The organism is Microbacterium sp. W1-4-2, assembly GCF_058349885.2.
Genome location: NZ_JBYRJC020000002.1, coordinates 316,537 through 341,371, shown reverse-complemented (window position 1 = coordinate 341,371; position 24,835 = coordinate 316,537). Strand labels below are relative to the sequence as shown.

23 protein-coding genes and 1 pseudogene are annotated in these 24,835 nt (G+C 71.4%); 19 read left to right on the top strand and 5 right to left on the bottom strand.

Going from position 1 to position 24,835, the window contains the following annotated elements:
* Positions 1 to 37: 37 nt before the first annotated feature.
* From AC3RX0_RS09465 to AC3RX0_RS09455, 3 genes are all read left to right on the top strand, one after another.
* Complete coding sequence (locus AC3RX0_RS09465) at positions 38 to 1,285, top strand: ABC transporter substrate-binding protein (RefSeq protein WP_491505730.1); 1,248 nt, start codon at positions 38 to 40, stop codon at positions 1,283 to 1,285.
* A gap of 70 nt (positions 1,286 to 1,355) precedes the next feature.
* Positions 1,356 to 2,513, top strand: a complete 1,158-nt coding sequence (locus AC3RX0_RS09460) for a glycoside hydrolase family 15 protein (protein WP_491505729.1) — start codon at positions 1,356 to 1,358, stop codon at positions 2,511 to 2,513.
* The gene (locus AC3RX0_RS09455) at positions 2,510 to 4,744 is read left to right on the top strand and encodes a glycoside hydrolase family 31 protein (protein WP_491505728.1); all 2,235 of its coding nucleotides are present in this window, start codon (positions 2,510 to 2,512) and stop codon (positions 4,742 to 4,744) included. Before AC3RX0_RS09460 ends, AC3RX0_RS09455 begins: the two co-directional genes overlap by 4 nt.
* 13 nt (positions 4,745 to 4,757) lie before the next feature.
* Here the strand turns inward: AC3RX0_RS09455 and AC3RX0_RS09450 are convergent, their stop codons facing one another.
* Positions 4,758 to 5,867, bottom strand: coding sequence for a zinc-binding dehydrogenase (locus tag AC3RX0_RS09450; RefSeq protein WP_491505727.1), 1,110 nt, complete (start codon positions 5,865 to 5,867; stop codon positions 4,758 to 4,760).
* A 54-nt stretch (positions 5,868 to 5,921) separates the two neighbouring features.
* On the opposite strand from AC3RX0_RS09450, the gene AC3RX0_RS09445 reads away from it, so the two are divergent.
* From AC3RX0_RS09445 to AC3RX0_RS09425, 5 genes are all read left to right on the top strand, one after another.
* A complete protein-coding gene (locus AC3RX0_RS09445) occupies positions 5,922 to 6,890 on the top strand; it encodes a nucleoside hydrolase (protein ID WP_491505726.1) in 969 nt (322 codons plus the stop codon).
* A gap of 171 nt (positions 6,891 to 7,061) precedes the next feature.
* On the top strand, positions 7,062 to 7,847 hold the full coding sequence (locus AC3RX0_RS09440) for a DeoR/GlpR family DNA-binding transcription regulator (protein WP_491505725.1): 786 nt from the start codon (positions 7,062 to 7,064) through the stop codon (positions 7,845 to 7,847).
* The gene (locus tag AC3RX0_RS09435) at positions 7,844 to 8,806 is read left to right on the top strand and encodes a hexose kinase (RefSeq protein WP_491505724.1); all 963 of its coding nucleotides are present in this window, start codon (positions 7,844 to 7,846) and stop codon (positions 8,804 to 8,806) included. The genes AC3RX0_RS09440 and AC3RX0_RS09435 overlap by 4 nt, the downstream gene beginning before the upstream one ends.
* Before the next feature lie 26 nt (positions 8,807 to 8,832).
* On the top strand, positions 8,833 to 10,869 hold the full coding sequence (locus AC3RX0_RS09430; protein ID WP_491505723.1) for a PTS fructose transporter subunit IIABC: 2,037 nt from the start codon (positions 8,833 to 8,835) through the stop codon (positions 10,867 to 10,869).
* A gap of 191 nt (positions 10,870 to 11,060) precedes the next feature.
* Positions 11,061 to 12,089 (top strand): pirin family protein, encoded by a 1,029-nt coding sequence (locus AC3RX0_RS09425; RefSeq protein WP_491505722.1) that lies wholly within the window; start codon positions 11,061 to 11,063, stop codon positions 12,087 to 12,089.
* Positions 12,090 to 12,106: 17 nt separating this feature from the next.
* Here AC3RX0_RS09425 and AC3RX0_RS09420 read toward each other — a convergent pair whose 3' ends face one another.
* The 4 genes from AC3RX0_RS09420 to AC3RX0_RS09405 form a co-directional block, all read right to left on the bottom strand.
* Complete coding sequence (locus tag AC3RX0_RS09420) at positions 12,107 to 13,330, bottom strand: FAD-dependent oxidoreductase (protein WP_491505721.1); 1,224 nt, start codon at positions 13,328 to 13,330, stop codon at positions 12,107 to 12,109.
* Between the two features lie 68 nt (positions 13,331 to 13,398).
* Entirely contained in the window at positions 13,399 to 13,767 is a 369-nt protein-coding gene (locus AC3RX0_RS09415) for a type II toxin-antitoxin system death-on-curing family toxin (RefSeq protein WP_491505720.1), read from the bottom strand.
* On the bottom strand, positions 13,764 to 13,964 hold the full coding sequence (locus AC3RX0_RS09410) for a ribbon-helix-helix protein, CopG family (RefSeq protein ID WP_491505719.1): 201 nt from the start codon (positions 13,962 to 13,964) through the stop codon (positions 13,764 to 13,766). The genes AC3RX0_RS09415 and AC3RX0_RS09410 overlap by 4 nt, the downstream gene beginning before the upstream one ends.
* 54 nt (positions 13,965 to 14,018) lie before the next feature.
* Positions 14,019 to 14,417: a phage holin family protein gene (locus AC3RX0_RS09405; protein WP_491505718.1), complete on the bottom strand. Its 399-nt coding sequence runs from the start codon at positions 14,415 to 14,417 to the stop codon at positions 14,019 to 14,021.
* 102 nt (positions 14,418 to 14,519) lie between these two features.
* Between AC3RX0_RS09405 and AC3RX0_RS09400 the strand changes: the two genes are divergently transcribed.
* The 11 genes and pseudogenes from AC3RX0_RS09400 to AC3RX0_RS09350 form a co-directional block, all read left to right on the top strand.
* Positions 14,520 to 15,626 (top strand): histidinol-phosphate transaminase, encoded by a 1,107-nt coding sequence (locus AC3RX0_RS09400; RefSeq protein WP_491505717.1) that lies wholly within the window; start codon positions 14,520 to 14,522, stop codon positions 15,624 to 15,626.
* Positions 15,627 to 15,630: 4 nt separating this feature from the next.
* On the top strand, positions 15,631 to 16,782 hold the full coding sequence (locus AC3RX0_RS09395) for a thiamine pyrophosphate-dependent enzyme (protein WP_491505716.1): 1,152 nt from the start codon (positions 15,631 to 15,633) through the stop codon (positions 16,780 to 16,782).
* Between the two features lie 83 nt (positions 16,783 to 16,865).
* Positions 16,866 to 17,831: an alpha-ketoacid dehydrogenase subunit beta gene (locus tag AC3RX0_RS09390; RefSeq protein ID WP_491505715.1), complete on the top strand. Its 966-nt coding sequence runs from the start codon at positions 16,866 to 16,868 to the stop codon at positions 17,829 to 17,831.
* 10 nt (positions 17,832 to 17,841) lie between these two features.
* Positions 17,842 to 19,179: a dihydrolipoamide acetyltransferase family protein gene (locus AC3RX0_RS09385; protein ID WP_491505714.1), complete on the top strand. Its 1,338-nt coding sequence runs from the start codon at positions 17,842 to 17,844 to the stop codon at positions 19,177 to 19,179.
* Positions 19,180 to 19,329: 150 nt separating this feature from the next.
* A complete protein-coding gene (locus AC3RX0_RS09380) occupies positions 19,330 to 20,214 on the top strand; it encodes a metal ABC transporter solute-binding protein, Zn/Mn family (RefSeq protein ID WP_491505713.1) in 885 nt (294 codons plus the stop codon).
* Positions 20,215 to 20,272: 58 nt separating this feature from the next.
* Positions 20,273 to 21,109: a metal ABC transporter ATP-binding protein gene (locus tag AC3RX0_RS09375; RefSeq protein ID WP_491505712.1), complete on the top strand. Its 837-nt coding sequence runs from the start codon at positions 20,273 to 20,275 to the stop codon at positions 21,107 to 21,109.
* Complete coding sequence (locus AC3RX0_RS09370; RefSeq protein ID WP_491505711.1) at positions 21,106 to 21,972, top strand: metal ABC transporter permease; 867 nt, start codon at positions 21,106 to 21,108, stop codon at positions 21,970 to 21,972. Before AC3RX0_RS09375 ends, AC3RX0_RS09370 begins: the two co-directional genes overlap by 4 nt.
* 177 nt (positions 21,973 to 22,149) lie before the next feature.
* Entirely contained in the window at positions 22,150 to 22,929 is a 780-nt protein-coding gene (locus AC3RX0_RS09365) for a COG4705 family protein (protein ID WP_491505710.1), read from the top strand.
* Positions 22,930 to 22,976: 47 nt separating this feature from the next.
* Positions 22,977 to 23,411, top strand: coding sequence for a Fur family transcriptional regulator (locus tag AC3RX0_RS09360; RefSeq protein ID WP_491505709.1), 435 nt, complete (start codon positions 22,977 to 22,979; stop codon positions 23,409 to 23,411).
* Complete coding sequence (locus tag AC3RX0_RS09355; RefSeq protein ID WP_491505708.1) at positions 23,392 to 24,423, top strand: permease; 1,032 nt, start codon at positions 23,392 to 23,394, stop codon at positions 24,421 to 24,423. Before AC3RX0_RS09360 ends, AC3RX0_RS09355 begins: the two co-directional genes overlap by 20 nt.
* Positions 24,416 to 24,835 (top strand): annotated as a pseudogene (locus AC3RX0_RS09350) (hypothetical protein); the annotation flags it as partial. The gene AC3RX0_RS09355 and the pseudogene AC3RX0_RS09350, both read left to right, overlap by 8 nt.

Below are 24,835 nucleotides of genomic sequence, written 5' to 3'. Positions count from 1 at the left end.
ACACCATCACATCCACATCAAAGGAGATCGCACTCACATGAAGAAGACACTCGTCGCGACCACAGCAGTCGCGCTGCTCGCCGCGGCCGGGCTCACCGGCTGCGCCTCGTCCGGTGGCGGCACCGCCGACAGCGGACCCGTGACCATCACCTACTCGAACTTCATCTCCAACGGCGGCAACGAGAAGAACCTGCAGAAGATCGTCGACGCGTTCGAGAAGCAGAACAAGAACATCAAGGTCAAGGTCACCACGTCGGCCTACGCCGACTACTTCACCAAGCTGCAGACCGACCTCGCCGCCGGCACCCAGGCCGACGTCTTCGACGTCGACGCCGGCAGCTTCGCCAACATCCAGGCCAACGGCGTGCTCGCTTCGCTCGACGGCATCGACGCCGGCGCCTACCGGCAGTCGGTGCTCGACAGCTACAAGGTCGACGGCAAGCAGTACGCGCTGCCGACCTCGTTCTCGAACGTCGTGCTCTTCTACAACAAGGACCTGTTCGACAAGGCCGGCGTCGCCTACCCGACAGCGGACTGGACCTGGGCGGACGAGAAGGCCGCCGCCCAGAAGCTGACCGACAAGAAGGCCGGGGTCTGGGGCGACTACCAGCCGGTCACCTACAACGAGTACTACAAGGCCGTGCAGCAGGCCGGCGGGTCGTTCCTCTCGGCCGACGGCACGTCCACCGCGTTCGACTCCGCTGCGGGCAAGGCCGCCGCGGATTGGATCGCCGGCAAGTCCGGAACCACCATGCCGACCGCCGCCGACGGCGCCGGCACGGCCGACTTCGACACGAACCTGTTCAAGGCGGGCAAGCTCGCGATGTGGCACACCGGCATCTGGATGATCAGCCTCGTCGGGCAGCTGCCGTTCGGCTGGGACATCGCCGTCGAGCCCGGTGACACCCAGAAGGCGAGCGCCACGTTCTCGAACGCCGTCGTCGTCTCGGACAGCTCGAAGCACAAGGCCGCCGCACAGAAGTTCGCGGAGTACCTCAGCAGCTCGAAGGAGATGGTGGGCGTCCGGCTCGACGCCGGCTGGGAGCTCCCGGCGATCAGCGACGACGCCCAGCTGAAGCCGTACCTGGACAAGACCCCGCCGGCGAACCGCAAGGCCGTCTTCGACGCGCTCGACCACATCGCTCCGGCTCCCCAGCTCGGCGCGAATTCGCAGCAGATCCAGGATGCCGTGACCAACGCGCTCGGAGAGATCGCGGCCGGCCGCACCACGACCGACAAGGCCATCCCCGCGCTGGCCAAGCAGGTCGACTCCCTCCTGAAGTAGCCCTGATGCACCGGTCGTGCTCGCGACGCGCTGCGCGTCGCGAGCACGACCCCTTCTCGAAAGACACACCGTGACCGAAACCTCCCCGCGCCGCATCCGTCCCGATCTCACCGCCCTGGCCGAGCACAGCATCCGCCTCATCACGGCGCTCCAGACGGCCGAGGGAGCCTACCCGGCCAGCCCCACCTTCTCGGCGTATGTCGGCTACAGCTGGCTGCGCGACGGAGCCTTCATCGCCGACGGCATGTCCGCGGTCGGCGAGGTCGACTCGGCGTCGCGCTTCTTCGGCTGGTGTGCGGAGGTCATCGGGCGTCGCACCGACGCGATCCGCTGGATCGTGAGCGAGAGCCGGGCAGGCCGCCGGCCCCCGGCCGAACACATGCTGCCGGCACGCTTCACGTTCGATGGCCGCGACGGCGCCGACGAGTGGTGGGACTTCCAGCTGGACGGCTACGGCACATGGCTCTGGGCCCTCGTCGAGCACCTTCACCGCCACGGCCTCGACGACGCGCCCTACCGCGACGCCGTGCAGCTCACGGTCGACTACCTGCTCGTCTCGTGGGAACGCCCCTGCTACGACTGGTGGGAAGAGCACGCGCAGCACGTGCACGTGTCGACGCTGGCGTGCATCGCCGCCGGCCTCGACGCGGTCGCCGCCGCAGGGCTCGTGGACCCGGACCGTGCCGAGGGCATCCGCTCCGAGACGACGGCGATCCGTCGCCTCGTCGCCACCCAGGGGACCGCCGACGGACACCTGCTGAAGTGGCTCGGCAGCACGGCGGTCGACGGGAGCCTTGCCGCGGCGATCGCCCCGCTCGGCGTCGTCGACCCGCGCTCCGATGCCGCCCGGCGCACGATCGCCGTGCTCGAGTCTCACCTCACCGTCGAGGGCGGGGTGCACCGGTACCTCGGCGACACGTTCTTCGGCGGCGGTCAATGGCCCCTGCTGTCGTGCTTCCTCGGGCTGGCGCACCTCGCCGCCGGCGACCGCGACCGTGCGGGCGAACTGCTCGAGTGGGCCGCGGCGACGGCCACACCCGAGCTCGATCTGCCGGAACAAGTGCCGGACCACCTCATCGCCCCCGGCATGCGGCAGGAGTGGATCGACCGCTGGGGGACCGTCGCGACCCCGCTGCTGTGGAGCCACGCCATGTTCCTGCGCCTGGGCGCAGCGCTCGGCCGCATCGACCTGACCGTCCGGCCGGCCGTGGAAGGAGCCGCACGATGATCCGCCACCGCCCCGCGGGATCGGGCCACCCCTACTCCGTCGACACCGAACAGCGCCGGCCCGTCGTCCCCGTCGCCGGGCAGGCGGCGAGCCTCGGCGTCCGGACCGATGCCGGGGCCGTGTCGGTGGTCGCCACGATCGAATGGCACCCGGACGACGGGGCCGCGGCATCCACCGAAGAACTCGCGCTGGAGCGCGTCGCCACGACCTCGCGCGGCCGCATGACCGACGGCGGCCATCTCGCATCCGCGGCGAGCCGCATGGCCCGCGCCGCGGGCGGATGGCAGGCGCACACGGCTCCGCTGCGAACCGGCGGGACCTACCGCTACCGGTTCACCGCAGCCCGCGCCGATGGCAGCACCGAGCGGACGCGGTGGTTCGAGGTCCGCGCGGCGCAGTGGCAGCACGCCGCGGACGCCGTCGTGCAGACGGGCACGCCGAGCGTCGTCGACGGATCGACCGAAGTGCTGCACGACGGCCGGCGGGCCTGGCGGGTGCGGTTCGCGCTGCCGTTGCGCCGCGGCGAGCACGTCACCGGCTTCGGGGAGCGCTACGACGCGGTGGATCAGACCGGGACGAGCCTGGACGCCGTCGTCTTCGAGCAGTACAAGAGCCAGGGCGCCGAGCGCAAGACCTACCTGCCGATGCCCTTCGCGCACGTCGTCGGCGGTGAGGGCTGGGGGTTCCACGTGGACACCTCCCGCCGCACCTGGTTCGACCTCGGCGAGAGCGACCCCGAGCGGATCGTCGTCGAGGCCGAGACCGGACCCGAGGGAACGGTCGAGCTGCACCGGTTCGACGGGTCGCCGGTCGAGGTGCTGCGCGGCTTCCTCGACCGGGTCGGGCGGGCGTCCGAGCTGCCGGCCTGGGTGTTCCGCCTGTGGGCCAGCGGCAACGAGTGGAACACGCAGGCCGAGGTGATGCGGCAGATGGACCTGCACGCCGCCCACGACATCCCGGTCGGGTCGGTCGTGATCGAGGCATGGAGCGACGAATCGACCTTCACGGCCTTCCGTGACGCGCGCTACGAGGTCTCGGCCGACGGTGCACCGCACCGCCTCGCCGACTTCACCTTCCCGCCCGAAGGGGCCTGGCCGGACCCGAAACGCATGACCGACGAACTGCATGACCGCGGCATTCGTCTTCATCTGTGGCAGATCCCGCTGATCAAGATGCGTCCGCACCCCGCGGGGCAGGCGGCGGCGGATGCCGCGGCCGCCGTGCGCGACGACGTCGTGATCCGCGAGCCCGATCCTCGCGGGCGCCTGCGCCCGTACCGCAATCGCGGCTGGTGGTTCCCGCTGGCGCTCATGCCCGACCTCACCGATGAGCGCGCGGCGCGGTGGTGGACCGACAAGCGCCGGTACCTCGTCGAAGAGATCGGTGTCGACGGCTTCAAGACCGACGGCGGCGAGCACGCGTGGGGCGCCGAGCTCGTGTACCTCGACGGGCGGCACGGCGATGAGAAGAACGGCCTGTTCCCGGTCGCGTACGCGCAGGCGTACGGAGACCTGCTGCGTTCGGCGGGCAAGGCGCCGGTCACGTTCAGTCGCGCCGGGTTCACCGGGTCGCAGGCGCACGGCGCGTTCTGGGCCGGCGACGAGAACTCGACCTGGCAGGCGTTCCGGTGGTCGATGAACGCGGGGCTGACGGCGGCCGCGTGCGGGATCGTCTACTGGGGATGGGACATCGCCGGATTCTCGGGCGACATCCCCTCGGCCGAGCTGTATCTGCGGGCGACCCAGGCCTCGACGTTCGTGCCGATCATGCAGTACCACTCCGAGTTCAACCACCACCGCACGCCGTCGCGCGACCGCACGCCGTGGAACATCGCCGAACGCACCGGCGACGACCGCGTCATCCCGCTGTTCCGCCGATATGCGCAGCTGCGCGAGCGTCTGGTCCCGTACCTGACCGAGGCTGCGGCCCAGGCGATCAGGACCGACAAGCCGCTCATGCGTCCACTGTTCTTCGATTGGCCGGACGACCGCGAAGCGTGGGATGCCGGGACTCAATGGCTGCTCGGCGACGACATCCTCGTCGTCCCCGTGCTCGAGCCGGGTGCGGACGAATGGGACGTCTACCTGCCCGACGGCGAGTGGTGGGATGTGTGGACGGGGCAGTCGCATGCGGGCCTGCAGACCGTCCGGGTGCCGGCTCCGCTCGACCGGATTCCCGTGTTCACGCGCAACCCCGACCTGTCGGAGTCCTTCCGCGGCGTCGTGGACTGAGGGCCGCGGCCGGTCAGAACACCATCACCTGGCGGACGGCCTCGCCGGCGGCGAGATGGTCCATCGCGGTATTGACGTCGTCGAGCGCGATGCGGCTCGAGATGAGCGCCTCGACCGGCAGGCGGCCCTCGCGCCACAGCTGGGCGTACGTCGGGATGTCGCGAGAGGGCACCGCCGAGCCCAGGTACGACCCGACGATCGTGCGGGCCTCGGCGGTGATCGTCAGCGGCGAGACCGTGCTCGTGGCGGTCGGCGACGGCAGACCGACCGTGACGGTGCGCCCGCCCGGCGCGGTCAGGGCGAACGCGGTCTCGAACGCGCGAGGGTGCCCGGCGGCCTCGACCACGAGCGGCGCGCGCAGCCCCTGCGCGACCGCTTCGTCGGGCGTGAGCGCCCGGTCGGCGCCGAGCTCGCGCGCTCGATCGAGCTTGGCCGGCAGCGCGTCGACGCCGATCACCCGTCCGTGTCCGAGCGAGATCGCGGTGATGAGGGCGGCCATGCCGACGCCGCCGAGACCGACCACGATGACGTCCTGCCCGGGCTGCACGGCGCCCGCGTTGATGACCGCGCCGCCGCCGGTGAGCACGGCGCAGCCGAGCACGGCCGCGATCTCGGGCGGCACATCGCGGCCCACGACGACCGCCGAGCGGTGGTCGACGACGGCATGGGTCGCGAACGCCGAGACACCCAGGTGGTGATGCACGACCTCGCCGTCCCGCCGCAGCCGCGAGCCGCCCGAAAGCAGAACGCCCGCGGTGTTGGCGCGCGAGCCCGTCTCACAGGGCAGCCGGCCGTCGGTGAGGCACCCCGCGCACGTGCCGCACCGCGGCAGGAACGACATCACGACGCGGTCGCCCACGGCGAATCCCGCGGCCCGCGCCTCGTCACCCAGGGCGTCGACGGTTCCGGATGCTTCGTGCCCGAGCAGCATCGGCACGGGGCGGGGGCGGTTGCCGTCGACCACCGACAGGTCGGAGTGGCACACCCCGGCCGCCTCGATGCGCACGAGCAGCTCCGGTCCGGCCGGCGGATCGAGTTCCAGCTCGCCGATGGTGATCGGTCGGGAGGCCGCGAACGGCCGCTCGCGGCCGATCTCTTCGAGGACGGCACCGGTGATCTTCATGAGACTCCTTCATCTCCGCCCGAAACCGCGCGGGCGTGCCAGGCTGGATGCACCATGCGCAAGGTCATCCTCGACTGCGATCCGGGGCACGACGACGCGATCGCGATATTACTCGCGGCCGGTGACCCACGGGTCGACCTGCTCGCCATCACCACGGTCGCCGGCAACCAGACCCTGCCGAAGGTGACGCGCAACGCGCTGTCGGTGTGTGCGATCGCCGGAATCCAGGTGCCCGTCGCCGCCGGCGCCGATCGGCCGCTGGTCGAACCGCAGCGGGTGGCGGAGGACATCCACGGCGACTCGGGCCTCGACGGCCCCGTACTGCCGCCGCCCGCATTCGAGCTCGATGAGCGCCACGCGGTCCAGGTGATCATCGACACCGTCATGGCGCACGAGCCGGGCTCGGTGACCCTGGTGGCGACCGGGCCGCTCACCAACATCGCGCTCGCGATGCGCACGCAGCCGGCGATCGTCGATCGGGTCGCGCGGATCGTCGTGATGGGCGGCGCTTACACCCGGGGCAACACGACGCCCGCCGCCGAGTTCAACATCGCAGTGGACCCCGAGGCGGCCGAGGCCGTTTTCCGCGGCGCGTGGGACGTCACGATGGTCGGCCTCGATCTCACGCATCAGGCCCTGGCGACCGCCGAGCTGCACGACCGCGTGCGCGCGATCGACGGCCCGGTGAGCGGGTTCGTGCTCGACGTCTGGCAGTTCTTCGGCGATACCTACCGCACCGTGTTCGGGTTCGAGCATCCACCCATCCACGACGCGTGCTGCGTCGCCGCCGTCATCGACCCGACCGTGTTCACCACCGCGAAGGCCGACGTGCGCGTCGAGCTGCGCGGCGAATGGACCCGCGGCATGACGGTCGTCGACTTCGCCGACGTGCCGGCGATGCGCCACGGCAGCAGCCCGGGGGACTTCCGCGCCGACGTCGCGCTGCAGCTGGACTGGCCGCGCTTCGCCGACCTGGTCACCGGCGCGATCGAGCGGCTGAGCACGCGCAGCGCTCGAGGCTGAGCGAGAACTCGACCGACCCCGTCTCATCGACGCGCACGAACCCGAGGTTCGGTGCGTCGATGCCGAAATCGGCGAACGTGCGGGATCGACCATTCGCCAATCCCACATAAAACAACTCTTGTTTCGTGTTGGGATCTGTTGTAATGTGTGGGAAACCCCAGGGAGGCGGCGATGTATGCAACGGAGCGTCAGGAGCTCATCGAAAGGCTGCTGAGCGCCGACGGGCGTGTCGCGGTTCAAGAGCTGGCCGACCGCTTCGGCGTGACCACCGAGACCGTGCGGCGCGACCTCGACTCCCTCGAGCGCACCGGAGCGCTGCGCCGGGTGCACGGCGGTGCCGTGCCCAACGGCGGCCACAGCACCGCAGAGCCCACCGTCACCGAGCGCTCGCACCGTCGTATGCAGGCCAAGGCGGCAATCGCCGCCCGTGCACTGGACGTGCTCGCCGACGGCTTCCGCGGCTCGGTGTTCTTCGACGCCGGCACCACGACCGCGGCCGTCGCCGAGCTTCTGCCCGCGCGCCTGGCCGCGACGGGCGGCACCGCCGACGTGGTGACCCACTCGCTGACGCTCGCGCCCGGTCTGGCGGCCGCCGACCACATCGCGTTGACCGTCGTGGGCGGGCGCGTGCGCGGCGTGACCGCGGCCGCGGTGGGCGCGGGCACGGTCCGCGCGATCGCCTCCCTGCGCCCGGACGTCGTGTTCGTCGGCACGAACGGCATCTCGGCGTCGTTCGGGCTGAGCACGCCCGACCCCGAAGAGGCCGCCGTGAAAGAAGCGCTCGTGCACGCCGCACGCCGCGTCGTCGTCGTCGCCGACTCGGGCAAGTTCGGCGGCGAGTCGCTCGTGCGCTTCGCCGCCCTCGACGACATCGACGTGCTCGTCACCGACACGGCGCCCACCGGCCCCCTGGCCGCGGCCCTGGACGATGCGGGAGTCGAGGTGTGGGTCGCATGATCGTCACCGTCACCGTGAACCCGTCGCTGGACCGCACGATCGTGCTCGATGCGCCTTTGCAGCCCGGCGCCGTGCAGGCCGCGGCATCCACCCGCGAAGACGCCGGGGGCAAGGGCATCAACGTCGCACGCGTGCTGGCGGCAGCCGGTGTCGAGACCCTCGCCGTGCTTCCGCTCGCCGCCGACGATCCGTACCGTGCCGTGCTCGCGGCCGAGCACCTCGCCGTGCGCGCGGTGCCGGTCGCCGGACACTGCCGGGCCAACGTGACGATCACCGACCCGGCGGGCGTGACCACCAAGCTCAACCTGCCCGGCGCGACCCCGTCCGCCGACGACCTCGCCGCGCTGCAGGCCGCCGTCGTGGCCGCCGCCGAGGCAGCGGACTGGGTCGTGCTGGCAGGCTCCCTGCCGCCCGGCGTCCCCGACGACTTCTACGCATCGCTCATCCATGCGGTGCGGGATCGGTGGGGGCATGCGGCGCCGCGCATCGCGGTGGATGCCTCGGGCCCGGCGCTGCAGTCGGTCGTGGACGATGCGCGACCCGACCTCATCAAGCCGAACGACCATGAGCTCGCCGAGCTCACCGGGACGACGCTGAACCACACGGTCGACGCCCCGGTACCCGACGGACTCGCGACCGCCACCGCGTGCGTGGCACGGACGCTGGTGGCCGACCGAGTCGGCGCCGTCCTGGTCACCCTCGGGGGCAGCGGAGCCGTGCTCGTCGAGGCCGACGGCGCCCATGCCGCCGTGCCGCCCGCCACCCGCGTGCGCAGCACGGTCGGCGCGGGCGACGCCGCTCTCGCCGGCTATCTGCTGGCCGCAACCGCCGGAGGCGACGCGGCGGAGCGCCTCACCTCGGCCATCCGGCACGGGTCGGCCGCGGCATCCCTGCCCGGAACCCTGGCGCCGCGACCCGGCGACCTGTCCCGCGCAGACATCGCCGTCACCCGGATCTGACTCTCACCTGACCGACGGAGGTCATCATGTCCCACACAATCACCCCAGAGCTCGTGAGCCTCGACGCCGATCTCGGCGCGGACAAGGCCGCGGTCATCCGGGCCCTCGCGCAGCGCGTGACGGCCCAGGGCCGGGCGAACGACGCCGACGCGCTGTTCGCCGACGCCTGGGCGCGCGAGCAGAAGGACGAGACCGGGCTGCCGGGCGGCATCGCCATCCCGCACGCGAAGAGCCCGGCCGTCACCGAGCCCTCGCTCGCGTTCGCCCGGCTGACGCCCGGCGTCGAGTTCGGCGCCGACGACGGTCCGGCCGACCTCGTGTTCCTGATCGCCGCGCCCGCCGACGCGGCCGAGGCCCACCTCGCCGTCCTGTCCAAGCTCGCGCGCAGTCTCATGCAGGACGAGTTCACCGACGGACTGCGTGCCGCGCACACCCCCGCCGACGTCGCACACCTCGTGCGCGTCGCCATCGGCGAGGAAGGGGTGGATGCCGGTTCCCCGGCCGGAACGGTCGGCACCGCCGAGGCCGACGCGCCGGCGGTGGCGACCGGCACCCGCATCGTCGCCGTCACGGCCTGCGCGACCGGCATCGCCCACACCTTCATGGCCGCCGACGCCCTGACCGCCGCCGGCAAGAAGTCCGGCGTCGACCTGGTCGTCGAACCGCAGGGATCCAGCGGATACAAGGCCCTGCCCGCCGACGTCATCGCCGCCGCCGACGCGGTGATCTTCGCGGTCGACGTCGATGTGCGCGAACCGCAGCGCTTCGCCGGCAAGCCCGTCGTGCGCGCCTCGGTCAAGGCCGGGATCGAGCATCCCCAGGACCTCATCGACCAGGCGGTGGCCGCGGCATCCGACCCCCGCGCCGAACGCGTGACCGGCGCGGCCGCGAAGGCCGCCTCAGACGCGCCCGCCGAATCGGGCGGCGCCCGCATCAAGCGCATCCTGCTCACGGGCGTGAGCTACATGATCCCGTTCGTCGCGGGCGGCGGTCTGCTCATGGCGATCGGGTTCCTGCTGGCCGGATACGGCATCGCGCTCGCCCACGGTGACGCCGGGGTCAACAACGCCGTCTACACCCTGCAGCATTACGCGATCTGGAGCCTGCCGCCCCAGGGCCTCATCTACTACCTCGGTGCGATCTCGTTCGAGATCGGCAACATCAGCATGAGCTTTCTCGTGCCGGCGCTGGCCGGATACATCGCCTTCGCGATCGCCGACCGGCCGGGCATCGCCCCCGGGTTCGTGGCCGGCTCGATCGCCGTGTTCATGAACGCCGGCTTCATCGGGGGCCTGGTCGGCGGCCTCATCGCCGGGTACGCGGCCCATCTCATCGGCAAGCCTGCGGTGCCCCGCTGGCTGCGCGGACTCATGCCGGTCGTGATCATCCCGCTGCTGGCCTCGGCGATCTCGTCCGGGCTCATGCTGCTGATCCTCGGCGGGCCGATCGCCTGGCTCATGGCGCGCATGACGGAGTTCCTCAACGGCCTGTCCGGCGCCGGCGCCATCGGCCTCGGCGTCATCCTGGGCCTGATGATGTGCTTCGACCTGGGCGGCCCGGTCAACAAGACCGCCTACGCGTTCGCCGTCGCAGGGCTCGCATCCCAGACACCGGCGAGCATGCACATCATGGCCGCCGTGATGTGCGCGGGCATGGTGCCGCCGCTGGCCATGGCGCTGGCCTCGACCGTGCTGTACCGTCGCGGCTTCACCACCGTCGAGCGTGAGAACGGCGCGGCGGCGTGGCTGCTCGGTGCGTCGTTCATCTCCGAGGGCGCGATCCCGTTCGCCGCCGCCGACCCGCTGCGGGTGATTCCGGCGAACCTCGTCGGAGGTGCGGTCACCGGCGCCCTGTGCATGGCGCTGGCCGTGGCATCCCGTGCCCCGCACGGCGGAATCTTCGTGTTCTTCGCGATCGAACCGATCTGGGGGTTCCTGCTGGCGCTGGTCGCCGGGACGATCGTCACGGCGGTGCTGCTCGTGCTGCTCAAGCGCTTCGTCGGGCGTCGGGTCGCCGTGGCGGCCACCGAGCCCGCCGTCGCCCCGGTCGCCGTCGCCGTCTGACAGCGGCCTGGCCGGCCCTGCCCACAGCGGCCGACCGTCGCCCGGCGGCTTGTGCTGCGGACGCTCACCAGCTGATGGCTATGTCGCATCAGCTGGTGAGCGTCTGCGCACGGTCATCGTGGACGGCGGTCGCGGCGCACCCTGGCGATCCGCGTGACCCATCGCTGCCCGAAACAGGCGAGGATGACTGCATGAGCAACACCGAGGTGCACCCCGACGAGGTCGTCTGCCAGGACGGCGGCCTGCCCGGCCCGCGATCCGAGTGTGCCGACGGCGTGGCCGTCGAGATCATCGAGGCGCGCGATGTGCCGCTCGGCGGCCCGCGCGCGATGACCGTGCACCGCACCCTGCCGCAGCGGCAGCGCTCGATGATCGGCGCCTGGTGCTTCGCCGATCACTACGGACCCGACGACGTCTCGACGACCGGCGGCATGGATGTCGCACCCCACCCGCACACGGGGCTGCAGACCGTCAGCTGGCTCTTCGAAGGAGCCATCGACCACATCGACTCGGGTGGCAACGTCGGCCGGGTGCTGCCGGGCGAGATGAACCTGATGACCGCGGGCTTCGGCATCTGCCACTCCGAGGTCTCGACCGACGACACCACCGTCCTGCACGGCGTGCAGCTGTGGGTCGCCCTGCCCGATGCCGTGCGCGAGACGCTGCCGCGACGCTTCCAGCACTACGCCCCCGAAGCCCTCACCTTCGAGGGCGGATCGGCGCTCGTCTTCCTCGGCACACTCTTCGGGCAGACCTCGCCGGTCGACGTGCACTCGCCGCTGGTCGGCGCCGAGATCCGCCTCGATCCCGGCGCTCTGCTCGCCCTCGACGTCGATCCCGGCTTCGAGCACGGGGTGCTCGTCGACGCGGGCGATGTGACGCTCGAGGGTGTCACCGTGCCGCGCGCGACCGTCGGGTACACGGGCATCGGCAGCAGCATCGTGCACCTGCGCAACGAGGGCACCGAGCCCGCGCGGCTCGTCCTCATCGGCGGAGCGCCGTTCGACGAAGAGATCATCATGTGGTGGAACTTCGTCGGCCGCGACTCCGACGAGATCGCCCGCTACCGCCGGGAGTGGCAGGATCACGCCGACCGCTTCGGCCGGGTCGAGGGCTACGTCGGCCACGACCCCGACGGGCTCGACCGACTGCCGGCGCCGGCCCTGCCGGGCGTGCGCCTGCACCCGCGGCAGAACCGGCCCCCGCACGTGCAGGAGTAGGCGGGGCGAGCCCGGTCTCAGGCGACGGATGCCGCGGCCGCGGCATCCACGTTCGCCGGCCGCTGCGCGGCGAAGCGCAGCGCGGCCATCGCGGCCTTGCGACCCGCGCGGGTGGCGCCGAGCGTCGACGCCGAAGCGCCGTACCCGGCCAGGAACAGCCCAGGCACGCGCTCGACGGTGACCCCGTCGTCGCCCATCAGGATGCCGCCGCCGGACTCGCGCAGCGCGAGGGGCCGCAGATGCGGGATGTGCGCGCGAAAGCCCGTCGCCCACAGCACGGCGTCGACCGGCACCTCCCAGAGCGCGGAGGTCGCCTCGACCGCCTGCCCCGGCAGCCGCTCGACGCATGCGGGGTCGATCAACGCATCGGCGGCGCCCTGCGTCGGCAAGCCCGCGCCGTCGGGCCCCGGCCCGTCGAGCACGGCGCCGTGCGCCGTGAACCCCGAGAGCGTGCCGCGGCTGACGAGCAGGCCCGAAGCGACATCCCGCCGATAGAGATCGTTCAGCGGCAGGCCCGTCGCGGCCGATACCGACAGCGGCGGCAGTCCCACGCGGGTGCGCGCCGATACCGAGCGCTCGACCTCGAGCCCCCAGTCCGGGTCGAACGCGCGGTCGACCCACTGCGGCGCGCGCCGCGTGGTCCAGACCGTGTCGGCGCCGTGCGCGTGCAGCTCCTGGATGAACTGCACGGCCGACGTGCCGCCGCCGACCACCAGCACGCGCTGCCCGCCGAAGTCCTCGGCCGAGCGATAGCCGCGGGTGTGCAGCTGCGCGCCCTCGAACCGGTCGGCGCCCGGGTAGAACGGCAGGTACGGGCTGTCCCACGTGCCGGTCGCGTTGACGATGGATGCCGCCTCCACCCGCCCCTGCGATGTCTCGATCGCGAACCCGTCGTCGGTGCGCGTGACGGCGGCGACCGGCGCCGGGCGCAGCACCGGCAGGTGGAAGCGCTCCTCGTACGCGCCGTAGTAGCGCGGCACGATCCGGTTCGCGGGCTCGGTCGGATCGGGCTCTTCGATCGGTCCGGCCGGCAGGGGATGGATGCCGTGCGCGCGGCCGAAGGTCAGGGTGTCCCAGCGGTGGCGCCACGCGCCGCCGGGGCCGTCGTTCGCGTCGAGGACGACGAAGTCCTTCCACGGCACCAGCCCACGCGCTGCGAGGTAATACGCCGCGGAGAGCCCCGCCTGCCCTGCGCCGATCACGACGACCGACAGCATCCGCCCATCGAACACGTCTGTCACGCTGACCACAGCGTCCGCGCCGAGGGATCTATTCCCTTGAATGCACCTCGCTCGACGCGACGCTGAACTCAACGATGCGCGATGTGCGCCCGGATCGACTGCGCTGCGGAGTCGAGGTCGATGCGTCCGTCGGCGACGCCGACCACGAGTGCGAACGCGGCGTGGGTGTCGAAATCGTGCCGGAATCCGTTGATCCACAGGAAGGCGACCATCGCCGACCAGCCGGTGCGCTTGTTGCCGTCGATCAGCGGATGATTGCGCAGCATCGACTCGAGCAGCGCCGCCGCTTTGAGCTCGAGTGCGGCATAGGCATCCGTGCCGAGCATGGATGCCGCAGGCCGGGCGAGTGCCGATGCCAGGAGTCCGACGTCACGGACGTGGAAGCCGAGACGCCGTGTGATCTGGAGTGCATCGTCGAGGGTCAGATACTGCGTCATGCGTCGGCGAGGCGTTCCAGCAGCGCGGCATCGTGTGCGAGCACGAAGTCGAGAGCCTCATCCATCTGCCGGGCGCGGCTGTGCCGGTCGGCGACGAGCTGTGCGCCCTGCAGCAGCAGAGCGTGCTTCGATACGTGCTCGGCCGCGGCGATCGCGTCCAGTCGCGCGTCGAGCTCTTCGGGGATCCGCACCGTCATGGCCATACCATAATGGTATCGCGAATCGGTGGGTCGGGGTCCGTGCTTGCGCCCTCAGCGCCTGCGCGCGGGGCGCAGGAAGATGCCGAAGAACCAGTTGATCACGGTGATGATCAGGGCCGCGACGACGCCCCACCAGAAGTGATCGACGCGCAGACCCCAGCTCCACCAGTGCGTGAGCCAGGCGGTCAGCCACAGCAGGAACCCGTTGATCACCAGCGAGATCAGGCCGAGCGTCAGGATGTACAGCGGCAGGGCGATGATCTTGATCACCGTGCCGATGATCGTGTTCACGATCGCGAAGATCGCCGCGACGATCAGCAGCGTGACGATGTACGAGACGGTGCGGTCCCAGCCGACCTTGATCGGCAGCACCGAGACCTGCAGCACGGGGATCAGGGTCACGACCCAGATCGCGAAGGCGTTGATCACCACACGGATGAGGAAGCGCATGTGGCAAGTGTGTCATGCACCCGCCGCGCCGGGCGGGAGGTTGACCAACCGGCCTCACCGTGGGTGAACGCCGGGTCGCGGCATCCTCGTAGACTCGGGATCGTGACCGAAGACGTTCCCGTGCGCATCCGCCCCGAGATCGCAGCCCTTCCGCCGTACAAGCAGGGCAAGCAGGCCGGTGCCGACGCGTTCAAGCTGTCGAGCAATGAGAACCCGTACGAGCCGCTGCCGAGCGTCGTCGAGTCGCTGCGGCGCACCGTGGGGGTGAACAGGTATCCGGACGCCACGGCCGCCCGTCTGCGCCAGCGGCTCGCCGAGCGCTACGGCGTGCTGCCCGACGAGGTGCACATCGGCGCCGGCAGCGTGTCGATCCTGTCGCAGCTGATGCTGGCCGCCGCCGGCCCCGGCGACGAGGTCGTCTACGCGTGGCGGTCGTTCGAGGCGTACCCGGGCCTCGTCCTCATCGCCGGGGCGACCCCGGTCGAGGTCCCGCTGAAAGAAGGCGCCCGCCACGATCTCGATGCGATGGCCGCCGCGGTCACCGATCGCACCCGCGCTGTGATCGTGTGCAGCCCGAACAACCCGACCGGTCCGATCGTCACGCAGGCCGAGTTCGAGGCGTTCCTGGCCAAGGTGCCGCGCGACCTGCTCGTCGTCCTCGACGAGGCGTACGCCGAGTTCGTCACCGACCCCGACGCCGTCGACGGCCTGGTCAAGCTCGGCCGCGACGACCACCCGGACGTGGTCGTGCTGCGCACGTTCTCGAAGGCGTTCGGGCTCGCGGGACTGCGCGTGGGCTACGCGATCGGGCACCGCCGCATCCTCGACGCCGCCCGCTCGACTGCCGTGCCGCTGTCGGTCACGGCCCAGTCCGAAGAGGCGGCGCTGGCCAGCCTGGACGCCGAGACCGAGCTGCTCGAGCGGGTGCGCACGATCGCCGCCCGCCGTGACCGGCTCGCCGACGCCCTGCGCGCACAGGGCTGGGACATCCCGGTCGCCCAGGGCAACTTCGTGTGGCTGGCCACCGGCGCGCAGACGATGGATGCCGCGGCCGCCTTCGAAGCGGCCGGCTGCATCGTGCGCCCCTTCGCCGGTGACGGCATCCGCATCTCGGTCGGCGAAGAGGAGTCTGTGGAGAAAGTACTGCAGATCGCGGCATCCATTGTCGGCAGTCTTGAAGAAGGGCATCCCGCGCGACGGTTAGCGTAGAACGGTGACCCAGACCGACGCCACGACGCTGGACGACACCGAAACGGGCATCGTGCGGATCCTCTCCGCAGATGGCACGTTCGCACCCACCCCCGCCGCCGAGCCGTACCTCGGGCTGATCGAGGGACTGGCCGAGGCCGACCTCGAGCAGTTCTACCGCGACATGGTCGTGGTGCGCGCGTTCGACACCCAGGCCACGAACCTGCAGCGGCAGGGGCAGCTGGCACTGTGGCCGCCGAGCTACGGGCAGGAGGCCGCGCAGGTGGGCTCGGCCCGCGCCGCCCGTACGCAGGACCACATCTTCCCCTCGTACCGCGAACACGTCGTGTGCACGATCCGCGGCGTCGATCCGCTCGACATCATCCGGCTCATGCGCGGCCTCACCCACGGCGGGTGGGACCCGACCGACCCCGCGAACGGCAACACCCGCATCTACACGCTCGTGCTCGGGTCGCAGACCCTGCACGCGACCGGGTTCGGCATGGGCCTCGGGTTCGACGGACGCTGCGGCACGGGTGATGCCGACCGCGACGAGGCCGTCATCGTCTACTACGGCGACGGGGCATCCAGCCAGGGCGACGTGCACGAGGCGATGGTGTTCGCGGCCAGTTACCAGACCCCCGAGGTGTTCTTCCTGCAGAACAACCAGTGGGCGATCTCGGTGCCGGTGGCGACCCAGGCGCGGGTGCCGCTGGCCGAGCGCGGCGCAGGCTACGGCATCCCGTCCTTCCGCATCGACGGCAACGACGTGCTCGCCAGCTACGCCGTGACCCGGCGTGCGCTCGACGACGCGCGCAGCGGAGCCGGCCCGCGCGCGATCGAGGCCGTGACCTACCGCATGGGCGCGCACACCACGAGCGACGATCCGACGAAGTACCGCACGTCCGACGAAGAGGCGTCGTGGGCGCAGCGCGATCCGATCGCGCGCATGCAGGCGTATCTGCGCGGTCGGGGCGCGTCCGACGCGTTCTTCGACGAGGTGGATGCCGCAGCCGCGGCGTATGCGGCGGACGTGCGCGAGCGCACCACTGCGCTGGGCACGATCCCCGCGTCGACGATGTTCGACCACGTGTACTCCGAGCCGCATCCACTGGTCGACCGGCAGAAGGCGTGGCTCGCCGAGTACGAGGCATCCTTCGAGGAGGGCACCCGATGAGCGCCGAGCCCCCGGTCGTTGAGCGAGCGCAGCGAGTCGAAACGCCCCGAGTCGAAACGCCCCGAGTCGAAACGCCCCAGACCATGCCCTTCGCGAAGGCCCTCAACGCGGGCCTGCGCCGGGCGATGGAGGACGACGACCATGTCGTGCTGATGGGCGAGGACATCGGCAGGCTCGGCGGCGTCTTCCGCGTCACCGAGGGGCTGCAGGCCGCATTCGGCGACCGGCGCGTGCTCGATACTCCGCTGGCGGAGTCGGGCATCGTCGGCACCGCGATCGGTCTTGCGATGGCCGGCTTCAGGCCCGTGGTCGAGATCCAGTTCGACGGGTTCGTGTTCCCCGCGTTCGACCAGATCACGACGCAGCTGGCCAAGCTCACCAACCGGCACGAGGGCGCCCTGCGCATGCCCGTGGTCATCCGCATCCCCTACGGCGGGCACATCGGCGCGGTCGAGCACCATCAAGAGAGCCCCGAGACCTATTTCGCGCACACGCCGGGGCTGCGGGTCGTCTCGCCGTCGACCCCGAACGATGCGTACTGGATGATCCAGGACGCGATCGTGTCGGACGACCCGGTGATCTTCCTCGAGCCGAAGGCGAAGTACTGGCAGAAGGGCGAGGTCGACCTGGCCGAACGGGCCCTGCCGCTGCACGCGTCGCGCATCGTACGTCGCGGCACGGATGTCACGCTCGTCGGGCACGGCGCCATGGTAACGACCCTGCTGCAGGCCGCCGCGCTCGCCGAGGGCGAAGGCACGTCGTGCGAGGTCGTCGACCTGCGCTCGCTGTCGCCGGTGGACTACGGGCCGCTGCTGGACTCGATCCGCCGCACCGGCCGCATGGTCTATGCGCAGGAGGCGCCGGGCTTCGTGTCGCTGGGCAGCGAGATCGCCGCCACCGTGATGCAGGAGGCGTTCTACGCGCTCGAGGCGCCGGTGCTGCGCGTGTCGGGCTTCGACACTCCTTTCCCGCCCGCCAAGCTCGAGGGCGTCTACCTGCCTGACCCCGACCGCATCCTCGAGGCCGTCGACCGGGCCCTCGCGTACTGACAGGAACGACATGAACATCCAGACCTTCCTGCTGCCGGACGTCGGCGAAGGGCTCACCGAGGCCGAGATCGTCACCTGGCGGGTCGCCGCGGGCGACGCCGTCGCGGTCAACGACGTGCTCGTCGAGATCGAGACCGCCAAGTCGCTCGTCGAGCTGCCGTCGCCGTTCGCCGGGATCGTCGGCGACGTGCTGGTGGCCGAGGGCACGACCGTGGATGTCGGCACCCCGATCATCACGATCGCAGGCGGCGAGGCGCCGGCCGATGTCACCGTCGGGCAGAGCGCGCACGGTCAGCCTGAGCCCGAGCCGGCGTCCGAGGGCGCGGTGCTGGTCGGCTACGGCACCGGCGGCCAGGTCGCCTCCCGGCGCCGCAAGCCCGCCGAGCGGCCGGTCGCCGCCTCGGTCGGGGTCGTGGCCAAGCCCCCGATCCGCAAACTAGCCCGCGACCTGGGCGTGGACCTTTCCGCGGTCACCCCGTCCGGGCCCGTCGGAGAGGTCACCCGCGACGACGTGCTCAAGCATGCGTCGCAGGCGAGCGTGTTCCGCAACATCGAGACCCCCGACTGGTCGACGGTGCGCGAAGAGACGATTCCCGTCGCAGCCGCCGCGGCGCCGGCTGCGGCATCCACCGCCCCTGCCGCCGACGAGCGCACCGAGACGATCCCGGTCAAGGGCGTGCGCAAAGCGACCGCGACCGCGATGGTCGGATCGGCCTACAGCGCGCCGCACGTGTCGGTGTGGACCGATGTCGACGCCACCCGCACGATGGAGCTCGTCAAGCGCCTCAAGGCCTCGCCCGACTTCGCCGACATCAAGGTCTCGCCGCTGCTGATCATGGCGCGCGCCGTGATCTGGGCCGTGCGCCGCACGCCGATGGTCAACGCCGCATGGGTCGACGCCGAGGGCGGCGCCGAGATCCGCGTGCGCCACTACGTCAACCTCGGGATCGCGGCGGCGACCCCGCGCGGCCTGCTCGTGCCGAACGTCAAGGACGCGCAGAACCTCTCGATGCGCGAGCTGGCCCGCGCGCTCGAGAAGCTCACACTCACCGCGCGCGAGGGCAGGACCACGCCGGCCGATCAGCAGCACGGCACGATCACGATCACGAACATCGGCGTGTTCGGGATGGATGCCGGCACCCCGATCATCAACCCCGGCGAGGCCGGGATCGTGGCGATGGGCACGATCCGGCAGAAGCCGTGGGTCGTCGACGGCGACGTCCGGCCGCGCTGGGTCACGACCGTGGCCGGCTCGTTCGATCACCGCGTCGTCGACGGCGACGGCATGAGCCGGTTCATCGCCGACGTGGCCGCGATCCTCGAGGAACCCGCCCTTCTCCTGGACTGACCGGGCCGGGCCTCGCCCCGGCACCGCCTGCCCCGGCACCCGCCTGCCCCGCATGCGGCCGGCCTCTCGAACTCTCCGCGAGGGTACAGGTAAGGGGCGCCCAGGCATGCGAGTTGAGAATGATTCTCATTACGGCTTAGAGTGGAGCGCATGAGAAACCGAGCGCTCCTGGCCGGCCTGGTCGCGGCATCCATCGCCCTGCTCGCCGGATGCTCGTCGTCGAGCAGTGCGGACGACGGCCGGATCGACGTGGTCGCCTCGACGAACGTGTACGGCTCGATCGCCGAGGCGGTCGGCGGCGACGCCGTGCGCGTGACCTCGCTCGTCGCCTCGTCAGCGCAGGATCCGCACGAGTTCGAGGCCAGCGCCCGCGACCAGCTGCGGGTGAACGAGGCGGCCCTCGTGATCGAGAACGGCGGCGGGTACGACCCGTTCATGGAGAGCCTGGTCAAGGCCTCGGGCTCGAAGGCGCAGGTGGTCACGGCCGTCGACCTGTCCAAGGCGTTCACCCCCGGCGGCAACGAGCACGTGTTCTACGACCCGGCGACGATGTCGGCGCTCGCCGACGACCTGGCCGCCCGGTTCGCGAAGCTCGACCCTGCGCACGCGGCCGCGTTCGCCGCGAACGCCAAGACCTTCCGGGTCGGCATCGACCGCATCACGGCCGCGCTCGCGACGATCCGGAAGACCCACGACGGCGCCGGCGTGTTCGTCACCGAGCCGCTGCCGCTGTACCTGACCGGGGCCGCGGGCCTGCGCAACCTCACGCCGCCGCCGTTCAGCGAGGCGGTCGAAGAGGGGCAGGACGTGCCGCCGGCGACGCTGCTGCAGGCGCTGAAGATCGTCTCGTCGGGGCAGGCGCAGGTCGTGATCGTCAACGCGCAGGCGGGCGGACCCGAGACCCAGCGCATCCAGCAGGCGGCGAAGGATGCCGGGACCCCCGTGCTCGCGTTCTCAGAGCTCGTGCCGGACGGGCGGACGTACCTCTCGTGGATGCAGGGCAACGCCGCCGCCCTCGCCCGGGCGCTGGGGTGACCCCCGGAGCGAGCGTCTCTGCACATGTCCTGAGAACGGTTATCACTAAGGTGGAACGATGAGCTCGAACGCCCGCACCGGCCCTCCCCTCGTGATCGAGGGCGCGGCGCTGCGCCGCGACGGCCGCGAGCTGTGGGCGGGACTCGACCTCACGATCAACCCGGGCGAGCTCATCGCGGTGCTCGGCCCGTCGGGCTCGGGCAAGACGACGCTGCTGCGCGCGATCCTAGGGCTCGAGCGGCTCAGCGAGGGCGGCATCACCGCGCTCGGCGAGCCCGTGCATGCCGCCGGCAACCGGCGCATCGGGTACATCCCGCAGCAGCGCCCGCTGCCCCCCGACACCGCGATGCGCGCGCGCGACCTCGTGCAGCTGGGCATCGACGGGCACCGGTTCGGGCTGCCGTTCCCGCGCCGCGGCGACCGCGACCGCGTCGACGCGCTGCTGGCCGCCGCCGGCGCCACGGACTACGCCGACCGGCCGGTGGGCCTGCTCAGCGGCGGCGAGCAGCAGCGGCTGCGCGTGGCCCAGGCGCTGGCCGACGACCCGAAGCTGCTGCTGTGCGACGAGCCGCTCACGAGCCTGGACCTTGCCAACCAGGACGCGGTGGTGCGCATGATCGACCGGCACCGGCGCGAGAGCCAGGCGGCGGTCATGCTCGTCACGCACGACATCAACCCGGTGCTGGGCAAGGTCGATCGCATCCTCTACCTCGCCGGCGGTCGCTTCATGCTCGGCGCCCCGCGCGACGTGCTGCGCAGCGATGTGCTCACGGATCTGTACGGTGCGGCGGTGTTCGTGCTGCGGGCCGGCAACCGGCTCGTGGTCGTCGGAGCACCTGATGCCGAGGCATCCCACCACCATCACGAGAGCCACCACGAAGGCGAACCCGTATGAGCTGGAACGACGTGTGGAATGCGATGTTCGGCGGCGCCGCCGACTACGGGGCGATCCTCGCGCTGGTGTCGAACTCCGTGTGGGCGGGCGCGCTGCTGGGCCTGGTCGGGGGACTGGTCGGCGTGTTCGTGATGCAGCGCGACATGGCGTTCGCCGTGCACGGCATCAGCGAGCTCTCGTTCGCCGGGGCGGCTGCTGCCCTGCTGGTCGGGGTGGATGTCGTGACCGGCTCGATCGTCGGATCCCTGATCGCCGCGGCGGTGATCGGATGGCTCGGCGCCCGCGCGCGCGAGCGCAACTCGATCATCGGCGTGCTGATGCCCTTCGGGCTGGGGCTCGGCATCCTGTTCCTGTCGCTGTATCCCGGCCGCAGCGCCAACCGATTCAGCCTGCTGACCGGACAGATCGTCACGGTGCAGAACGCCGAACTGGGTTGGCTGGCCGTGATCAGCCTCGTCGTGCTGATGGGGCTGCTGCTCATCTGGCGTCCGCTGCGGTTCGACTCGCTCGATCCGCAGGCCGCCGCCGCCCGCGGCGTGCCGGTGCGCTGGGTGTCGCTCGGGTTCATGCTGCTGCTCGGGCTGATCGTGGCGGTGGCCGTCCACATCATCGGGGCGCTGCTGGTGCTCGCGCTGGTGGTCACCCCCGCCGCGAGCGCGATGCGCATCGCCGCCGGCCCGGTCGCCGTGCCCGTGCTCGCGGCGGTCTTCGGATTCACGGCAGCCGTCGGCGGCATCCTGCTCGCGATCATGGGCGAGCTGCCGGTCAGTCCCTACATCACGACGATCTCGTTCGTGATCTACCTCGTGTGCCGCACCGCCGGGGCCCGTCGCGGGCGCGTGGTGCGCACCGCGGTCGCCTGACCCGGCCCTCGACCGACCGGTCCCGTCCCGCCCCGCCCCGAATCCATAGGGACTGGGCGAGTCAATACCCCATTGCGTATGGATTCGCCCAATCCCTATGGATTGCGGCGATGGAGGGTCCAGCGTCCGCCGCGCGCTCACTGCGGATTCTTATCCTGCGGCGTTCACTCTTGTCTGGTGAGCATCGGCACCCCCTCCCGCCGGCTGGTCAGCGCGGTCGCCGCCCCCACCGTCGCCTTCTGGCTCGCGAAAGCGGCCTCCACCGCCCTCGGCGAGGCGCTGTCGGACTTCTCGATCCACGTCATGCCGCCCGTGGCGGCGGTGCTGCTCGGGTTCGCGCTGTTCGTCGCCGCGCTCGCGCTGCAGCTGACCCGCCGGCGCTACCTTCCCGCCGTGTACTGGCTGACCGTCGCGATGGTCGGCGTGTTCGGCACCATGGCGGCCGACGTCGTGCACGTCGTGATCGGCCTGCCGTACGTCGTGTCCGCCACGGCGTACGCCCTGGTGCTCGCCGTGGTGTTCACCGGGTGGTGGCTCACCGAGCGCACGCTCGACGTGCACGCGATCACCACGACCCGTCGCGAGCTGTTCTACTGGGCCGCGGTGGTCGGCACGTTCGCGATGGGCACGGCGCTCGGCGACTTCACCGCGATCGGACTGCACCTGGGCTACCTGCCGTCGATCGCGCTGTTCGCGGTGCTGATCCTGATCCCCGCGCTCGGCTACCGCGTGCTGCGCTGGAACGGCGTGTTCGCGTTCTGGTTCGCCTACGTGCTGACCCGGCCGTTGGGCGCATCGGTCGCCGACTGGCTCGGCAAACCGATCGCCGACGGCGGTGTGGGCATCGGATCGGGCTGGGTGGCACTGGGCTTCGCCGTGGCGATGGCGGTGATCGTCGTCGTGTCAGTCCGCGTCGCCGAGCGGCGCCTGCCGGTCGCGCCGACCGGGGTGCGTTGATGGCGGACGCCGAAGTGGGGATGCCGCGGCCCGCCTACACTCGAAGCATGGCCCAGCGCAACACCTGGCAACGCGAACGCGTGCGCGAGGCCCTGTCCGATGCGGCAGGCTTCGTCAGCGCGCAGACGCTGCACGCCACGCTGCGCGACGAGAACACCGGGATCGGCCTGGCCACCGTGTATCGCGCCCTGTCCGACATGGCCTCGGCCGGCGACGCCGACTCGCTACAGAGCCCGGAGGGCGAGAGCCTGTACCGCGCGTGCACGAGCCCGGGCCATCACCACCACCTGATCTGCCGTTCGTGCGGACTGACCGTCGAGATCGCCGCGACCGACGTGGAGGAGTGGGCGCGGGCCACCGCCGCGGGCCACGGCTTCACGGCCGCCGAGCACGTGGTCGACATCTTCGGTTTGTGCGCAGACTGCACCGCGAACCGCGCCCGTGCCGGGCGCCCGGCGACCGATGCCTCCGGCCCGCACTGACCTGACCGCGCCGGCCGCCACGGCAGCCCCGCATTCGACCCGACGCCCCGTCGTCGCGGTCGGCATCGGCGTGCTCGCCGTGCTCGCCCTGTTCGCCGTGTACGCGGTCGTGCCCGGCGCCGTCCCCGCGCTGCCGACCCGCCTGCAGGACGGACTGACCCTCGCGATCAGCGTGCTCATCGAGTCGCTGCCGTTCGTCGCGGTCGGCGTCGTCCTGTCGATCGTCGTGCAGGTGTGGGTGCCGCCGGGGGTGCTCGAGCGATGGATGCCGCGGCCCGCGTGGGCGCGCCGGCTCGTGCTGTCGTTCCTCGGGATGCTCGTGCCGGTCTGCGAGTGCGGCAACGTGCCGTTCGCGCGCGGCCTGCTGATGCGCGGGTTCAGCGTGCCCGAGACGCTCACGTTCCTGATCGCGGCGCCCATCGTGAACCCGATCGTGATCATCACCACGCACCAGGCGTTCGGCTTCGACGACGGCATCCTCGTCGCCCGGCTCGCCGGGGGCGTGCTCGTGGCGAACCTGCTCGGCTGGATCTTCAGCCGCCACCCCGACCAGCAGCGTCTGCTGACCGACCGGTTCCTGCGCACGTGCGACGTCGTCACGCACGACCATCACGCGCGTGGCCGGCGCAGCATCGCCCAGTTCGTCGTGGAGCTGCGCGCCGTGATGCCCGCGCTGGTCATCGGATCGGCCCTCGCCGGTGCCGTGCAGGTGCTGGTGCCCCGCGACGCGCTGCTGGCGATCGGATCGAACCCGGTGCTGTCGATCGTCGCGATGGTGCTGCTGGCGATGATCGTCTCGATCTGCTCGAACGTCGACTCGTTCTTCGCGCTGTCGTTCGCGGCGACGTTCACGCCCGGCTCGATCGCCGCGTTCCTGATCGTCGGGCCGCTCGTGGACGTGAAGATGCTCGCACTGCTGCGCACCACGTTCCGGGCGCCCGCGCTGGTCATCATGGTCGTCGTCGTCGTGCTCACGGCGTTCGCGATCGCAGTAGGGGTGAACCTTGCGTAACGCGTGGGGCGGCCGATGGCTCGGCGTGGGGATCGCCTCGATCCTCGCCGTGGCGACGCTGGGGCTCTGGGCCACCGGGCGCCTGGGCCTGTACATCAACCCGTCGTCGAACTGGTTCGCCGTGCCGATGGCCGTGCTCGTGCTCGTGGGCGCCGTGCTGAGCTTCACGCTGCCCGCAGGCGCGGAGGCCGACCATGGCCACGACCACGGCCACGGGGCCCACCCGGTCGTTGAGCGAGGCCGCGCGCAGCGCGACCGAGCCGAAGCGGCCTCCGCGGGGGTCTCGGGCGTTTCGTCTCGCTCCGCTCGCTCAACGGCCGGTCGCTCCGCTCGCGCAACGGCCGGTCGCTCCGCTCGCGCAACGGCCGGTCGCTCCGCTCGCGCAACGGCCGGTCGCTCCGCTCGCGCAACG

Excerpts from the sequence above, each read along its gene's own strand:
- AC3RX0_RS09465 (WP_491505730.1), top strand. The coding sequence starts at position 38 with ATGAAGAAGACACTCGTCGCGACCACAGCAGTCGCGCTGCTCGCCGCG.
- AC3RX0_RS09455 (WP_491505728.1), top strand. The coding sequence starts at position 2,510 with ATGATCCGCCACCGCCCCGCGGGATCGGGCCACCCCTACTCCGTCGAC.
- AC3RX0_RS09450 (WP_491505727.1), bottom strand. The coding sequence starts at position 5,867 with ATGAAGATCACCGGTGCCGTCCTCGAAGAGATCGGCCGCGAGCGGCCG.
- AC3RX0_RS09445 (WP_491505726.1), top strand. The coding sequence starts at position 5,922 with ATGCGCAAGGTCATCCTCGACTGCGATCCGGGGCACGACGACGCGATC.
- AC3RX0_RS09440 (WP_491505725.1), top strand. The coding sequence starts at position 7,062 with ATGTATGCAACGGAGCGTCAGGAGCTCATCGAAAGGCTGCTGAGCGCC.
- AC3RX0_RS09435 (WP_491505724.1), top strand. The coding sequence starts at position 7,844 with ATGATCGTCACCGTCACCGTGAACCCGTCGCTGGACCGCACGATCGTG.
- AC3RX0_RS09430 (WP_491505723.1), top strand. The coding sequence starts at position 8,833 with ATGTCCCACACAATCACCCCAGAGCTCGTGAGCCTCGACGCCGATCTC.
- AC3RX0_RS09425 (WP_491505722.1), top strand. The coding sequence starts at position 11,061 with ATGAGCAACACCGAGGTGCACCCCGACGAGGTCGTCTGCCAGGACGGC.
- AC3RX0_RS09415 (WP_491505720.1), bottom strand. The coding sequence starts at position 13,767 with ATGACGCAGTATCTGACCCTCGACGATGCACTCCAGATCACACGGCGT.
- AC3RX0_RS09410 (WP_491505719.1), bottom strand. The coding sequence starts at position 13,964 with ATGACGGTGCGGATCCCCGAAGAGCTCGACGCGCGACTGGACGCGATC.
- AC3RX0_RS09405 (WP_491505718.1), bottom strand. The coding sequence starts at position 14,417 with ATGCGCTTCCTCATCCGTGTGGTGATCAACGCCTTCGCGATCTGGGTC.
- AC3RX0_RS09390 (WP_491505715.1), top strand. The coding sequence starts at position 16,866 with ATGCCCTTCGCGAAGGCCCTCAACGCGGGCCTGCGCCGGGCGATGGAG.
- AC3RX0_RS09385 (WP_491505714.1), top strand. The coding sequence starts at position 17,842 with ATGAACATCCAGACCTTCCTGCTGCCGGACGTCGGCGAAGGGCTCACC.
- AC3RX0_RS09380 (WP_491505713.1), top strand. The coding sequence starts at position 19,330 with ATGAGAAACCGAGCGCTCCTGGCCGGCCTGGTCGCGGCATCCATCGCC.
- AC3RX0_RS09375 (WP_491505712.1), top strand. The coding sequence starts at position 20,273 with ATGAGCTCGAACGCCCGCACCGGCCCTCCCCTCGTGATCGAGGGCGCG.
- AC3RX0_RS09370 (WP_491505711.1), top strand. The coding sequence starts at position 21,106 with ATGAGCTGGAACGACGTGTGGAATGCGATGTTCGGCGGCGCCGCCGAC.
- AC3RX0_RS09360 (WP_491505709.1), top strand. The coding sequence starts at position 22,977 with ATGGCCCAGCGCAACACCTGGCAACGCGAACGCGTGCGCGAGGCCCTG.
- AC3RX0_RS09355 (WP_491505708.1), top strand. The coding sequence starts at position 23,392 with ATGCCTCCGGCCCGCACTGACCTGACCGCGCCGGCCGCCACGGCAGCC.